The organism is Halorubrum sp. 2020YC2, assembly GCF_018623055.1.
GTDB lineage: Archaea > Halobacteriota > Halobacteria > Halobacteriales > Haloferacaceae > Halorubrum.
The window spans coordinates 2,553,088-2,568,704 of record NZ_CP076019.1; the positions used below are offsets into that span (position 1 = coordinate 2,553,088).

The 15,617-nt window shown below is 66.4% G+C and carries 10 protein-coding genes; 5 read left to right on the top strand and 5 right to left on the bottom strand.

What is annotated here, in order from left to right; all coding sequences use genetic code 11:
- Positions 1–3: 3 nt before the first annotated feature.
- From KI388_RS12840 to KI388_RS12855, 4 genes are all read left to right on the top strand, one after another.
- Entirely contained in the window at positions 4–1,233 is a 1,230-nt protein-coding gene (locus KI388_RS12840; protein ID WP_251133155.1) for a hypothetical protein, read from the top strand.
- A gap of 69 nt (positions 1,234–1,302) precedes the next feature.
- Positions 1,303–4,167, top strand: coding sequence for a hypothetical protein (locus KI388_RS12845; RefSeq protein WP_215086995.1), 2,865 nt, complete (start codon positions 1,303–1,305; stop codon positions 4,165–4,167).
- Position 4,168: 1 nt separating this feature from the next.
- Positions 4,169–5,194, top strand: coding sequence for a hypothetical protein (locus KI388_RS12850; protein ID WP_215086996.1), 1,026 nt, complete (start codon positions 4,169–4,171; stop codon positions 5,192–5,194).
- Positions 5,187–7,469 carry a hypothetical protein gene (locus tag KI388_RS12855; RefSeq protein WP_251133156.1) on the top strand — a complete coding sequence of 761 codons (2,283 nt, stop codon included), beginning with the start codon at positions 5,187–5,189 and terminating at the stop codon, positions 7,467–7,469. The genes KI388_RS12850 and KI388_RS12855 overlap by 8 nt, the downstream gene beginning before the upstream one ends.
- A 50-nt stretch (positions 7,470–7,519) precedes the next feature.
- Here the strand turns inward: KI388_RS12855 and KI388_RS12860 are convergent, their stop codons facing one another.
- Positions 7,520–10,567: a hypothetical protein gene (locus tag KI388_RS12860; RefSeq protein WP_215086997.1), complete on the bottom strand. Its 3,048-nt coding sequence runs from the start codon at positions 10,565–10,567 to the stop codon at positions 7,520–7,522.
- The gene (locus KI388_RS12865; protein WP_251133157.1) at positions 10,560–12,011 is read right to left on the bottom strand and encodes an ATP-binding protein; all 1,452 of its coding nucleotides are present in this window, start codon (positions 12,009–12,011) and stop codon (positions 10,560–10,562) included. The genes KI388_RS12860 and KI388_RS12865 overlap by 8 nt, the downstream gene beginning before the upstream one ends.
- Positions 12,012–12,092: 81 nt before the next feature.
- Between KI388_RS12865 and KI388_RS15435 the strand changes: the two genes are divergently transcribed.
- Positions 12,093–12,269: a hypothetical protein gene (locus KI388_RS15435; protein ID WP_251133158.1), complete on the top strand. Its 177-nt coding sequence runs from the start codon at positions 12,093–12,095 to the stop codon at positions 12,267–12,269.
- Positions 12,270–12,303: 34 nt separating this feature from the next.
- Here the strand turns inward: KI388_RS15435 and KI388_RS12870 are convergent, their stop codons facing one another.
- The 3 genes from KI388_RS12870 to KI388_RS12880 are packed head-to-tail and all read right to left on the bottom strand — an operon-like array spanning position 12,304 to position 15,193.
- The gene (locus tag KI388_RS12870; protein WP_215086998.1) at positions 12,304–12,939 is read right to left on the bottom strand and encodes a hypothetical protein; all 636 of its coding nucleotides are present in this window, start codon (positions 12,937–12,939) and stop codon (positions 12,304–12,306) included.
- A gap of 1 nt (position 12,940) precedes the next feature.
- Positions 12,941–13,972: a hypothetical protein gene (locus KI388_RS12875; RefSeq protein ID WP_215086999.1), complete on the bottom strand. Its 1,032-nt coding sequence runs from the start codon at positions 13,970–13,972 to the stop codon at positions 12,941–12,943.
- Positions 13,973–14,026: 54 nt separating this feature from the next.
- Positions 14,027–15,193 (bottom strand): hypothetical protein, encoded by a 1,167-nt coding sequence (locus KI388_RS12880; protein ID WP_251133159.1) that lies wholly within the window; start codon positions 15,191–15,193, stop codon positions 14,027–14,029.
- Positions 15,194–15,617: the final 424 nt, after the last annotated feature.

Consider the following 15,617-nt stretch of genomic DNA (forward strand, 5'->3'; position numbering starts at 1 on the left):
CCAATGGCACAAGCGGACACATTTACGAGATGGAGCGTTATCGCGTCGGGGGAGGGCGGCGGCCGCATCGCGTCGCAGTTCTTCGATCGGGCGGAGAACCCCGGCATCGACGACCGGGTACTTGTAATGAACACGAACCGGGCCGATCTCCGGAACACGATCGACCGGATGCGTGGGACCTTACAGGACGAGCGAGGCGAGGAGGAGACAATGGAGTCGCACGCGCTGGAGTTCGGCTCTCAGCAGGGCGCGGGGAACTTTTTCCCGAACGGTGAGGCGTGCGCGCGGGAGGACCTCGACCGCATTGTCTCTCGGATCAAGGACTTCGGAACCTCAGACGCGTTCATGCACGTCGCGACGCTCGGCGGAGGCACCGGAAACGGATCGATCCCGTACACGATAGAGCAGTTCAAGACCGGACTCGCCGACCTCGAAGACGCCGGCGCAACGGAGGAGTGGATGGCCAGCGTGATCCATACCGCGTTCGGTGTATGGCCCTACTACTACGAGCAGCCGCAGCGGCACTTCAACGCGGTGTGCGGGCTCTCACGACTGCTGCGAACCGCGGACGACACGCAGAACGCGGATATGGTGTTGCTCGCCTCGAACTCCCAACTCGATGACGAGGAGAACGGGAACGGTCGCCACTACGACTCGATCAACGACGCAATCATCACGGCCATCGACCTGATGATCGGCGCCGGGCGAGAGACCCGGAGCGTCATCGACGTGAAAGACTACGTGACCATCCCCTCGCAGATGGACGCGTACCATTTCACGCCGGCCGTCGCGACCGAGATGAACGGACAGGTGTATGAGCTTGAGTACATGCTCGATCAGGCCGCGGAGAACACGTACGTGCCGATGGACGTGGGTACGACGACCGCCGCATACGCCATCGTCCGCGCCCCGGAGAGCATGATCGACGACGGCGAGATCAGCGAGCCCGAGGTGTACGGCGCGTTCCGCGACTGGACGACCAAACACGACATCAACGTCGCCGGGCAGGCGAGCCTCACCCCGAAACGCGGGCGGGGTAACGACGTCGACGTGCTCCTGCTTCTGGGCGGGTTCGACCTGAACCCGCTCCTCGACCACTCGTGGGACGAGTTCGAGATGCTCGGGGACAGCCTCGCCGGGACCGGCGGCGGGACCGGCGGCGAGCTGACGAAGGCCCAGCTCGACCGGATCGTCGACAACCTCGAGACGTACGTCGAACAGAACGCGGAGTGATCCAGTAAGATGAGCCCACACGAACCATCGGCCGGCGCGGCGTCCGAGTCCCGACGCCGAGCCGCCGTCGTGGCTATCTCGCTGGTCCTCGTCGGCCTCGTCGCGATCGGGTTCGCCCCCGGCGTCGCCTCGGCCGACGACACCCTCGAACGCGATGGGAGCGACCTCGTCGTCAACGTCTCCAGCGTCGACGACCCGGAGACGGTCACCGTCGCGGTGACTGACCCGGCCGACACCGGAATCACCTACACGGCTGACGCGACGAATGTAGAGGACGGAAAGGTCCGGATCGACGTGGCGGTGCCCGACGAGGGGACGGTCAACGGGACCGACCTACGGACCGCGAACGTGACCGTCACCGTCGATCCGGCGGGAGAGAACGCCACGGCCGTACAGCTGGCGAACGAGACGGCAGTACCTCTCCACGCGGTTGCGCTCGCAGAGCCGGCGTGGATCGGTGACGGCGAGGGCGACAACGCGACCGACCGGCTCTACGTCCCGCTGGATCCGGCCGGGACGGTCGGCGTCTCGGCGGGGACCGATTTCGATGTCGGTCTCGACCTCAACGGGAACGAGACTGCAGACGTGGAGGGGACGATCCGAGGGAACGGCACCCAGCTCGTCGTTGACCGCGACGAACTCGCCAATGAGGCCGGAGACTCGCGAGAAACGCTCGATCTCCGGGTGCTGTCGAGCGCCGGCCCGGTAAGCGATAGGGCGCCGATTGACCCGGAGCTGCGCTCTTGGGAAGACGGACTCGCGCTCTGGCACCCGCTGTTCGAGCCCGGTGAGACCTACGCGGTCGATGCGAGTGTAGTCGGTGAAAACGCCAATTACACTGACACAGACGCCGAGACCGACCGGGGATACCTCGAACTTCCGGCACAGTTGAGGGGCGAGACCGAGATCCGCGTATCGACCGCCGACGGGACCGAACTCGCCAACTACACCAAGAGTAACCCGCTTACGTACGCCGGGGCGTCTCGGGTCGACGCGACCGTCGACGACGGGAGCCTCCGCTTCGACCGGTCGCTCGCAGGGCTCGCGGTCGACGGCGCCCTCGTCGGCAGCGGCGACGGCTCGACGTACGCCGGTATCACCGGTACCGCCGACGACGAGGGGCGCTTGGCCCTCGGCGACGCCGACCTGAACGGCGCGGAGACGCTGCTGCTGTCGACCGCTGCCGGCGATATGGCCGTGACGCTCGAGACGGGTGGCGATAGCGCGGGGACCGGCACAGGAGGCGGGCTCGACAGCATACTCCCCGTGCTTCTCGCGTTCCTCGTCCCGTTCGGTGTCGGCGTGTTACCCGGAGCCGTGATCGGTCACCGAAGCCAGAGCGATCCGGACCCCGTGAACACGTTGCTCATCGGCGTAATCAGCTTCGGGCTGGCGGGGATCGCGGCGGTGGGGGTGCTCGTGGTGTTGGCCCCGGACCTGTTCGGAACCGATCTCGTCAATCTCGTCAGCTACGCCGGAGTCATTCTCGGGACGGTCGGCACCGCTGCCGGACACCAGCTGCTGGCCGAGAGCGGGGTCGCTGCCGCGTCCAGACCGTTCGCCGCCAAGGTGACCGTCACCGACGGCTCCGACCCCTTCCGCGGCGACGTCACCGTCCACTATCGCGAGCCCGGGGAGCAGGAGCGGTACGACCCCGTGACGGTGCGGGGCGGTCGCGAGACGGTCCAGCTGCCCGGCGCCGGAACCTGGGAGATGTACGCGCGGCACGGCTCCGCGCACTCGGACGTCGAGACGGTCGACGCGAACGAGCCGTCGGTGACGCTGACAATCCCGGTCGAAGCGACGCTCACCGTGGTTGACGCGGTCGACGGGGAACCCGTCACGGACGCGGCGATCAGCGGCGAGGGCGGAATATCGGGGACGACGGACCGGAACGGCGCGGTCACGCTCGACCCGCCGGAGGACGCGACCGACGCGGAGATCGAGGTGTCCCACGACCGCTACGCGGACGCGACGGAGCGCGTCCGCTTCCAACAGAACGCGAGCCACACCGTCGAACTCGAGCGTCGGACCGGACGGCTTCGGGGGTCGGCCACCGTCGACGGCACGGCCGCTGGGGCGGTTCCGTTCCGGATCGTCCCCGACGACGAGTTCCTCTCCGACCGCTTCGACGTCGAGACGGTCACCACCGACGCCGACGGAACGCTCGACGAACGGACGTTGCCGATCGGCCAGTACCGCGTCGAAGTCACCCTCACAAACGGGAACGTGGCGTACGAGGGAGCCGAAACGACGGTCACCGTGAACGAGTCCGGGACCGCGCGGGCGACCGTCGACGCCCGGTTCACGTGGCGGCTCGACGCCGACCGCCGGGACCGGATCGACCGCGTCCGGAGCGACGTTCGGTCGGTCTTGGAGGGCGGCGGCCGCGACGGGAAAATTCCGCGGTACTACGCCTCAGTCGTCGAGTCGATGCTTGACGCCGCCGAGTCGGTGCCCGACGCCGGCCACGAGTTCGTCGGCCGCGAAGTCGATCCCAGCGAGGCCGTCGACGGGATCCTCGGGGCGGCCGAGCGAGCGACGGACGCCATCTCCGAGGCGATGACGACGAAGCGTAACGTCGACCTGTTCGCGGCCTGCGCGGACATGCCCGACGCGGACGTTCGGTGGAGTGGTTCCTTCGAACTCGGGGAGCTGCTCGACCGGCTCGAGTCCGACTCGAGCGCACAGCGCCGCGAGGTGAAACAGCGCTACGAGGCGGTCGACGGCCTCATCGAGGACCGGCGCGGCGAGCTCTCGGAGATCGCGCCGGCAAGAGAGATGCAACAGCGCGCGTGGGAGCTGACGCGCGAGGCCGACCGCGGTCCCGAGGCGGTCGCGATCGGTTACACGTCCCTGCTGCTGCTCGACGCGGTCGAGGAGCTGTTCGAGCACGACGCCCTCCGCGAGCGGCTCACACGAACGGTGTTCTGAAATGACAGAAACACGCACAACACGCACACGGACGACTCGGACGGCGGCCGCCTGCGCGCTCGCCGCCTTACTCGTCCTCGCGACGATCGCGGCGGGGGGCGTCGGGACGGCTGCCGCACAGGAGGACCCCGAGACCGCGAACGAGTACTTCGAGACGTTCCGTGCGATGGAGGGGACCGAAGCATATCAGGAGTACGAGGAGTTCGAGACGATGCGCACGTTCGCCGTCTCTCGGGCACAGGAGGTGGGAACGCTCGACGACGCGGACCGTGCCGAGTTCGCCGCGGTGCTCGACACGATGGTGGCGTTCGAACGCGCGTACGAGCGCGCCGGCGCCGGCGAGTACGAGGCGAGTCTCGCCGCGGCTGAGGAGGCCGAGGCCGAGATCGACGAGCTGGAGTCGTACGAGGAGACTCAAGCGACGCTCGCGAATCTCGCGGTGACTCGCTTCTACGCGAGCCTCGGCGACGGCCTCCGTGATCAGGCGTCGTCCGCCGAGCGGACGCCGGACCGGATCGAGCTGCTCTCTATGACCGCGACCGCTTACGAGCGTGCGAACCGGCCGAACGAGGCCGCGGAGTTCAACCTACAGGCCGAACAGCTCTCGGCCGAGTACGATGCCGCGGTGGAGCGGATGGACGAGGCGGAGGCGACCGCCGGGGCCCTCCTGGATCAGTGCCTCAACTGCGACACCGTCGCCGGCGCGGTCGGCGGCAGCGCCAACCCCGTTCGAACCTTCGAGCGCTATCAGGAATCTCAGGAGGCGCTCTCGGATGTACAGGCAGCGCAGGCGGACGCGAGTGAGAACGGCCTCGACGACCGTACGGCCGACCTGAGGGCGCTCGCAAGCGACGTGGGTGACACACAGTTCTCTCTCGCGGCTGCGTCCGTCTCGATCCTCGTCGGATACGGGCTCGTCGTCGGGCTGATCGGCACGGCAGTACTCAGCCGGATCTTCCTCTGGCGACGGACCTACGAGATGGCCCAGATCGGGTCGATCGTCTCCGGAGGTGAAAACGATGTCTAAGCGGCTCTCTGCCGCCCTCGTTGTGGCAGTCGCGCTCGGCCTACTCGCCGCGCCTGCCGTCGGCGCGGCCAACGTCTCGGATGTACAGGCGAGCGACTACACGATGGACGTCCAGACGGACGGCCAGACGGACACCCACGACATTCAGGTGACTAACAGCGGCCAGAACGAGACGAGCGCCGACGTGACGATCACGGGCGAGCCGTCCGGTGTGTCGGTCTCGGGCGCGGACACGGACCTCGAATCGGGGACGACCACCGATGTCCCGCTCGAAATCACCGCCGGCTTCGACGCCGAGAGCGGGACCGTCTCCGGGAACGTCAACGGCGAGCCGTTCGAGTTCTACTTGACGGTTAACACCCCGCCGCTCGCCGGCTTCGAGGACGAGCCGCTCGATCTCGGCAACGTGCTCGTCGGCGAGGGTGGCTCCGGCGAGGTCACCGTCGAGGAGGTTAGCGGCGACGGGTCGCTCGACGGAGTCGAAATAACCGAAGTGCGCGGCGATCAGGACGCGACGCTCGACTTCTCCGGCGGCTTCTCCGTCAGCGGAAGCAGCGGGACCGTCGACTGGACGGTGACTCCGGACTCGAACGCGCCGCAACACGAGGACCTCGAGTGGACCGTCGAGCTGTCGGACTCGCGGTACCCCGACGCGACCCGCGAGGTCGACGTCGAGGCCCGTGTCATCTACCCCGGCTACTTCGGCGAGCCGTCGCTCGACGACGACGAGTTCACGTTCGACGAGCCGCGGGACGAGGGCGACACGCTGACCCGAACGATCGATCTAGAGATCCCCAACGACGGGGACACCCCAATCGAGGTCGGTAGCGTCTCGGCGTCCTCATCCGACCCGGGCGTCTCCGTGACGGCCTCGAGTACGCCGAACGAAATCGACGGGCAGTCGACCGAGGAGGCCGCCCTCCGAGTCACTGCCGACCGAGACCTTCCGGAGGGGTCGTACGACATCTCCGCGACCGTGGACACGCCGGGATTCGACGGTGACGATGCGAGTCTCGACGAGAGCTTCGAAATCGTCCACGAGACGCGCCTCATTGCCGACGACACCGACATCGGCGACGTGGCGATCGGCGAGGCCAACAGCCGGACCGTAACGATCAGCGAGGAACTCGGCTACAACGATGTCAACGACATCGAAACGACGCTCACTAACGGACCGGAGGAGTGGCTCACGCTGGAGAGCGCACCGAGTTCGGTGAGTGCGGGCGGCAGCGAAGACGCCTCGTTCTCGCTGGAGTTCGACACGAGCGCGGAGCTCGGCGAGAGCTACGAGTGGGAGTACGACGTCGACGGTGACAGCGGTGACGCGACGATCACGGTCACGGCCTCACCGGTCCCGCTCGATCTCGAACCGATCCAGAACGAGCTTTCCGAGTACGACACGGCCGTCGCCGACAGTACCCTCGAGCTCGTCAACACGATGGACGAGCGCCTCCGGAGCGGAGAGAGCGCCAATCAGGAGATATCTACCGTCTTGACTTTCGGCGAGGCGGCAACACTGTACTCCGAGGCGATCGAGGATGGCGACAGTCACCTAGAGAACGGCGAGCACACCGAGGCCCAGTCCGCGATCATCCGCGCGGCCGCTGCGTACAACACGATGGGTCTTCAGGCCGAACGGCTCGAAAACGACGAGCTGCGCGGGCTCGCGAATACTGCCCGGTCCGACGCGGAGGGCGACCTCGACCGACTCATTCAGGAACAACGGGCCCACTACGAGGACCGGCTCGAATCGGGCGAGATGTCGCTGATCGAGGAGGCGACCACGCAGCGCCAGCTCGCGCGGATCGCGCTCCTACAGGGCGACGAGCAGCGCGCAAACCAGCTCGAAAACGACGCGGAAGAGGCGTTCAACAGCTACTCCGACTCCGTCTCGACCGGCGAACAGGCGGTACAGGAGGCCGAGAGTGCGTGGAGCGAGATGGAAAGCGACCAGTTCGTCGTCGTTCTCGGCCAGCCGCTCCTGTTGAACCCCGCGGATTACGACGCGTTCGTGGCGGGCACGGCGTCGATCGACGACGCCTACCAAGAGGCGATCAGCGCGTTTGAGAGCGCCGGCGAGACCACTCGCGCCGAGGAGGTCACGGCAGAGTACGAGTCGCGGACCGCCGCGCTCGGGATCGCACGATACTCGCTCTTCGGCGCGATCGGGGCCTACGCGCTGGTCGCGGTCGGACTGACCGTCCGAACCGCGAGGCGGATGTTCTGGTACGTCCGCGACACGCAGGAATCGGTAAGCGGCGACTTCCTCGTGTAGTTCAGGAGAAATATCCGAGGACTTTTTACCAGACTGCCTTCGCGACGCCGTCAGTTCTCGCTCCGCGGCGGCGTCGAGACCCGCGAGGGGAACTCGAGCGACGGCGTTGCGGCGTCGATCCGGTCGATCGACCACGCGGCGAGGAGGTCGGCGGTCCACGCGGACTCGTCGTCCACGGCGGGCCCGGCGGCGCGGGCGACGTACTCCTGCTCGGTCCCGTCGACCGCGTACGAGACGGTGGCCTCGAAGCCGGGCTCCGTGTACCCGGACTCGAGGTCGACGTAGTGCTCGATCCGATCGCCCGGCTCGACGCGCTCACGGCGGGCGGGCGAGTAGAACATCGAGTCGATCGGGTCCCCGTCGGCGACTACCGAGACGTCCGTCAGCGGTTCGTCGCCGTCGTTCTCGAACACGAGCACGACAGAGCTGTACTCGCCCGCGACCTGGGTGTCCGAGCTGATACCGGGTGTCAGCGCCGGCTCGCCGCCGTCACTAGCACCCGCCGCGTCGCCGTCGGCCGCCGCCAACACGTCGATCCGACGCTCCTCGCCGTCCGACTCGATCCAGAAGGAAACGGGGACGGCGTCGCCGGGCGCGGGACGTTCGCCGACCGTCGCCGAGACGGTTCCGCTCGCGCCGGCGTCGACCGCGGTCGAGAGCGACGCTCGACCGCCGTCCGGTCCGGGGTCGACGCCGGTCACGCGACACTGCCGGTCGGTGCCGTTCTCGACCACGGCCGTGAGTGCCCCGTCGTCCGGATCGACTGTTGCCAGCACCCCGATCGCGTCGTCGCTCACCGAGAGCTGCCGGGCGTCGACCTCGCTGACGACCTTCCCGCTCACCTCAACCGCAGCCGATGGGAGGGTGAGTTCACCCGCCTCGCCCGCGGCGACGAACCGGTCGACGGACGCGGCCGCACCGCGGTCAAGGCGGCCGAGAGAGAGGTTATCACCGTCGTCGAAGGCGATCTCGACTGACTCGACCGGCTCGCCATCGTTCTCGACAACGATCCGATCGCGGACCGCGTGGCCGACCCCGGGGGCGCGCTCCGGAGCGCGTCGCGTCGCCGACAGGGACGGTTCACCCCCGGTCCCGCTCTCCGACCGACCTTCGGTCGGGCCTCCGACCGAGGACTCCGTTCTGTCCTCGGCGGTTTCCTCCGAATCACGGCTCGACTCCCTCTCGGCCCGATTCGTCGTTGATGACGACTGTCGGTTCCGGTCACTCGTCCGCTCGTTGGATCGATTTCGGCTGTCCGCCGCGTCTGCCGAGCGATTCCGACTCTCCGCCACCTCGTCCGACCCGCTCCGCTCCGAGTCACGAGCAGGGGATGAACCGGTCTCCGACGGATCACCCGTCGAAGCGGTCGACCGGTGGGGGGTCGTCGACTCGCCCGACTCGGACGAGTTCGGCGACCGCCTCGTCCCTCCGGTTTCGCGGGACGACCGCGACCGGTCGCGGTCGCGACCGCCGGCCGACGAGGACGTTGTGAACGTCCCGTTCCCGGGGACTCGGACGCGCTTCTCGGCGTCGAGTGCGTCGAGCGCGATCCGGGCGACCCCCGACTCGTACTGCGGGACGAGGAGCAGCAGTTCGTCGCCGTCGATCGTCACCGGGGACCGCACACGACCGGCGCCCGGCATCTCTACCACGAGCCGGTCTTCGACCGGAACGCCGTCAGCGACGGCCACGGTCGCCCGCAGTGCGTCGCGCTCGACCGCCGCGTCGATTGTCGGCCGAGACGGGAGCGTACACGTGGGGGCGTACTCCCGGCGGCGGTCGCCGCGTGTCACCTCAAGCCCGACAGAGACCCGGGTTTCAGGCTCGTACGGCCGGGTGACCGTACCCTCCCACGCGTCGCCCGGCGCGATGTCGGTCGCCTCGGTGCCGGCCTCCAGCAGCCGGACCGCGTCGAGTGGGACGCCCCCGACGTTCTCGACCGTCACACCGATCTCGGCGACGCCATCGTCGATCCGCGCCGCGTGTAGGACCGTCTCGACTGCCAGCCCGCCGCTCGCCGCGTCTTCGACCTCGACGGTCCCGCGCCCGACCTCGTCGCCATCGGCCGCAACGATCGCGTCTGCCCGCCCCTCCCGTCGCACCGACGCGACGGGGAAGTCGGCAACCGTAGAGTCCTCGCCGTCGATCGTCACAGTTCGCTCGGCGGGCGAGAGCGAGCAGCCGTCCACATCGAGCGAGAGATCGACCGTCTGCTCCTGCTCGGTCGGATTCGACACCTCCACGTCGACCGTGCCGCCGACCCCGACGGAGTCGGTGAGGACCGCCACGTCGATCCGATCGCGGTCGAGGACGTACGTCGCGATCGTTCCGTCGCGTACCGAGCAGACGACCGCCCCGTCGCCCGAAGCGTACACGTCGCCGGTCGAGAGGTCGGGGACCGTCTTGGTCACCCCGTCGGCCGTCACGTCGAGTACGCCGTCGGCCGCGCTGACCAGCACCGAGCCCTTCCCGACCGGTGCGACCTGTCGGGCGTCCAGCTCCGTGCGCCAGCGGTCCTCACCGCTTCCGCGGTCGAGACCGACGAGGCGGTCGCTCTGGAGCGCCGCGACCACGGTCCCGTCGCAGACGCCGACGCTCCGAACGACCGCCGAGAGATCCCGGTCGAAAGCGACCTCGCCATCGCCGTCCACCGCGGTGAGGAAAGACCACGTCGCGATCACGAAGCCGGTCGGCGTCGCGAGGAAGGCGTCGTCAGGCGTCCCCGGCCGGGTCCGGTCGACCGCGAACCGCTCGCGGCCGCCCGCGACCTCGACGACCCGGAGGGTATCGGCGTCGAGGATCCCGCAACACTCCCGGGACTCGGCACCGGCCACAGCGTACGCGTCTCCCGCGTCGTGGCTCCACACTTGGTCTCCGTCGAGCGAGTACGCCGTGAGCGTCTCCGGCGAGAGGACGAGCAGGCGGTCCGCCACCGCCAGATCGAGGATCGGATCGTCGTGGTCGATCGCGGTCCGCTCCCGACCGGAGACCAGCGTGACCCGGTCGTCAAGTCCGAACGCGATCACGTCGCGTCCGACCCCGACCGCGGACGGGGGATCGCTTTCGAAGGAGCCGACCTGTCGGTAGCCGTCACTCACGGCCGTCACCTCCGATCTCCGCCTCGGCGGGGCCTTCGGGCGTGGGTTCATCCCCGGCGCGCTCACCTCCGGGCGTCGGTCCGCCGTCGCCGCTTCCCGTGCCGCCATCGCCACTACTGCCGTCCCCGCTCCCGCCGCTTCCGTCGTCTCCCTCTTCGGCGCTTCCGTCTCCGTCCCCGCCGAAGAGCTGTTCGAGCGACGAGGGTTCGTTGCCCAGCCGCATCTCCAGCCGCTCGGCCTGCTCTTCGACGTACCGCCGCAGCTCCGGGTACCCTTCGAGGTCGTCGATCTGGGTCCGGACGCTGGCGACGTACTGCCGGACCGTCTTGGGTTCGGTCTCTCCAAGCCGGTCTGCGAAGTAGTCGGTCGTCGGCTCGATCGGCTCCCGATCTGGGAGGTGGACGCTCTCGACGAACTCGCGCTGGAGCTCGCTTCCCAGCACGCGGTCGGCGATCTCCGCCGGGGTGTACCCGGTCGATAGCTCGCCGAGCCGGTCGTAGTCGATCCCGTCGGTCCCGTGCATCGACGCGAGGTGTTTCCGCCACACCTGTGCCATCACCTCCGTCTCCGGCTGCGGGATGAACTGCTGGATAGGGAACCGGCGGGTGGCGGCCGGGTCGATGGTGAACGGCATGTTCGTCGCGCCGATCACCAGCAGGTTGTCCTCGATCTCGTTCATCTCTTGGAGGAACGCGTTGGTCAGCGAGCGCTCGTGGCGCTGGAGCGAGTCGTCGCCGCGGTCGGGGATCAGCGTGTCGACCTCGTCGAAGAAGAGGACGGCGAACCCGTCCTGCGCGATCCCGTGTGCCTTCTCGAAGATCGCCTCCACGCGCTTCTCCGACTCCCCGGAGTACTTCGAGAGCACGTCGCTGCCCTTGATCTCGAGGAACTTCACCTCGCCGTAGCTCTCCTCGATGTTCGAGTTGTACTTCGCCTCGTAGGCGATAGCCTCCGAGACGAGCGTCTTCCCGCAGCCGGGGGGCCCGTACAGCAGCATGCTGTTGCCGCGCGAGGCGAACTCGTCGCCGTAGCGGTCGACCACCTCGTCGCGCACGTCGGGGTCGAACAGCGCGAGCAGGTTCTCCGCCGTGCGCTTCACCTCTGGCAGCCCGGCCACGTCCTCCTCGAAGCTGACCGTCGGCTTCTTCGGTTCGAGCGACACCTGAACCGCCTCGTCGTCCCCCTTCTGCCCGCCGCGACCCTGTCCCCCCGTTCCCGGTCCCCTCGGTCGGGAGTCGGACATCGCCTTCTGCTCTCGGTACTCGCCGGTGTCGACGAACTCGATCTCGGTCTCGTCTGTCACGCGAACGGTGTTGTAGCCGGAGGGTTCGATCTCAACCGGCTCAAACCGACTCGGTCCCTCGTCGCGAGAGACGACCTCCTCGATGGGGTGGAGTAGGTAGTTGCTCTCACGGAGGAACGCCGCGATCTGTGACTCGTCCATCGCGGTGTGAATCGACACCGACTTACAGTCGGGAATCTCGGCCGGGTTGACATCCGTGTCAACGAGACAGTCCCGACCGCGGTGGAACCCACCGAACAGCTTCTCAACGTTTTCGTGGATCCGGAGATCGGTACCGATGTCGTCGACCAGCCGGTCGTCGACGGGTTTTACGTAGAAGTGGGCGCTTCGGTTTGCGTGTTTTACCCGCACGAGCTCGGTCGACTCTCCGACTTTCGAGGCCCCGATCTTGACGTGTGAGGTAGGCTGGCCCGAGAGGACAACCGGCTTGAGATTAAGCACTGTCACCACCCGCGACCGCGGTCGCGAGCGTCTCGACGCCGCCGAGCAGTGTCGCGGCCCCCTGGTTAGACATCCGTCGGGTATACCGCCCGACGACGAGCGCCGACGAGAGGGCGTCTTCGAGGGCGGCCAGCCGTTCTGCCACCGTCCAGAACATCGTCTCAACCAAGTCGGGCCCGTCGACACGGGCTCGGCGGTGAACGCGTCGGAACCCGTCTCGAACGCGTTCCAGTCGTGAACACAACAGGTCTGCGAGCAGCCACCAGTTTCGGAGCGCTGGCATCTCCACGCCGACCGGGACTATCACTCGGCCGTCGACCTCCGTGATTCGGTCCGCCTCACGCGCGTGCTCCAGCACGTCATCGTCGATCTCCGAGCCGAGTCCCGACTCCAGCCGATCGGCCAGTATCGTCCGCACGGCTTCGTCGCCCGCGGTCCGCTCCATGCTCTCGGCGCTGACGCGCGGCAACGCCACGGATGAGAGTTCACCGATGTCCTCAACGGCGTCGACCGCATTGCCGGCGATTCGGAGTGCGGGTCCCGGGTTCCGAAACGTCTCGATCGCCAGCGCCCTGTCGAGGACCTCCTCAACCCGGTCGAGCGTCAGTACGAACGAGGTGGCGTACATGTTAAATCTGGATGTTCTCTTCCCCAGCCGCCCGCTCGGCGGTTTCGGCGACCTCGGAGAGTGCGCTCGCTTGGTCTTGGACCGTCTCGCCAAGATCTTCTTCGATCATCGCCTCGAGGTCGTCGCTGTCGACATCCTCTTCGTTTTCGGCCTCGACGCCGGCGAGGTCGTTGATGAGGCTCCCCGCGTTGTCGACGAAGTTGAGCGCCTCCTCTGGGAACACGTTGTTCTGTACCGCCGCCTTGCGGGTATTGCGGTGGAACATGTCGTACGCCTCACGAGCGGCCTCCAGCCGGTCGATCGCCATTCCCATCTGGTCGAGACCGACGTTGACGTTCTCGAAGAGGTTCTCTTCCTTCGCCTTCTCGATGTTGCGCAGGTAGAGGTAGTGGCTCTTGAGTTGGTTAAACTGCTGGCGCTCCTCGTTACTGAGGGTTTCCGGGTCGGGAATCCCCTGCCCGGGGCCGAGATTCTGGAGGCGCTGTGCCGTTTTCGAGAGCCGCTCGTTGGAATCGGTCCGCTCGGTCTCCAGCTCGTCGATCGTCTCCTTGAACCGTTTTTTGGCGTCTTCAACCCGTTCGAGGTGCTCGTCGATGCTCTCTATCACCGCCCCCATTAGTGCGGCCCAGTTCATCAGCGCCGCCCCGCCGAGATCCTCCTCATCGGGGTCGCGGAACAACACCAACTGGTCCCCCTCGATCCCAAGCACGTCCTCTTTCGCGAGATACTCGACCAACACGTCCGCCTGCTGTTCGCTAGACACGACCGTTTCGCCGTCGACGGTCGCACCGGCAAGCGCCTCGACCGCCTTTCGCCGACTGATCCCACCGTTGCCGTTGGCGATATCGATCTGGTTTATCGTCTCTGGCTGGACGATCTGTTTGATCAGGTCCTCCCACTTCCCCTCCATGTCGTCGCTCTCGATCCAGTCGGCTCGGACGCGGATCGGTTCGGAGGACTGGCCGCGCCCCTCCGCGATAACGAACTGCTGGCCGTTGATCGTTTTCGTTTCGAAGGAATATTTGCGAGTCATTCGATAGTCGTTGAGTTTATATCAATCAGCCAATCCACATTATTCCATCGGCTTTCAGAACTCCTCGTCGGCGACGATGGTTTCGTACCGGTCGATCACGGCCTCGCGGACGTGCTCGTTGACGCGGTTGTCGTGAGCGACTTGGAGCTCCTCGAACTGTTCCTCGGCACGCTCGGTGAACTCCGACGGAGAGGCGAACACGTCGTACTCCCCTTTCACCTCGCCGAGGATCCGGCGCGCCCGCTCATCGACGAGCCGGTCGAAGGGCTCTTCGACCGTGACGATCTCCGGTCCCTCGGCGAGCCCCAAGCGGTCGACGAGCGTCGACCGCGTCTCCCTGAGGATATCCGTCCGGACGCTCCGCGCCGCCGACAGCACGTCGAACCGGGAGTCGATCGCGTTCTCCACGACCTGTTCAAACTCCCCGACGCGCAGCGCGTGGTTCGACTCCTCGAACTCCGTTTCAACGGTCTCCTCGATCTCGTCCGCGAGGAACTCCGCGTACTCGTCTATCGCCTCCTCAACGAGGTACTCGCCGTTGAGATCGACGATGTAACCCTCCCGGTCGAGGTACCGGATCACGTCAGAGGTGGCGTTCACGTCGATGACGCTCTCGAGGTCGCTGTGGGCGATCTTCCCGTTCGACGCCTCGCGTTCGAGCCGCGCGTCGAGCCCCACGTCGTCGGCGTGCTCCTTGAGCTTCGGGCCGATCGTGTAGTAGTCTCGCTTGCCCGCTGTGATGCGGCGGAGGTAGTCGCGCTCGGTAAGCTCGTCGACAAAGAATTCAAGATCGTCGATCGCCAGCGAGAACCGCGAGCGGAGTGTCTCCCCAGTGACCACCAGTCGCTGGCCGAACAGGTTCGTCAACTCTCGCGTAATGTTCATATTCCCCTTCACGCCGAAGGGATCGACATAGTACACTCCGTCTCGAAGCTGGTCGAGGTCGACGAACTCGTCGGCTGACATCTCTGAGAGCGCCTTTCGCATATCGCTTGCGGCGAGCGATCCCGCGTTAAGCGTTCCAACGTCCGCGTTCTCGTAGCCGGACTTAATATCCGACTTCTGGTCCGCGACGTACACGAACCCGTAGTTGTCTTGGGCAATATCTCGACAGACGTCCTCGAGGACGTCCATATCCACCGGCAAAATCGTCATTACCGCATACGTGACAGGCTCCCATACTAAAGCTTGCGAACAGGATAATTGGCGGCCGACCCGCATTTCGCGCCACCGCAGTTTTCAGCGCTCAGTCCGCGGGTGTTCCGTTGACTTCGCGCGGTTCGCGGAAGCATCCGGAATCACATCTCAGTATCAGATCACTTGAACAAAGGCCTAACTCTGGAATGACAAGTTCCGTATTAGGATTCGCCCATTTAAACGGATTGAGAAGTATGATTCTCCGCGGTTAATACACAGTCTTCAGCGAACAGCTGATTCAGGCGATGATCTGTCCGAAAATAGGGACTCAACAGAGCCAGCGAAGAGGGCCGGTAAGTCCATATGGCGATATTCCGTGAGGAATCCCTCGAGTTGCTCCATCGGTTCGATATGCGTAAGAGTACCAGCTTTTCTCGACCGTTTTGGTTGGTTTGGACGCAGCCGTAGGCTTCTAATTCGGTGATGATGCGTGAGGCGTGACTAGTGC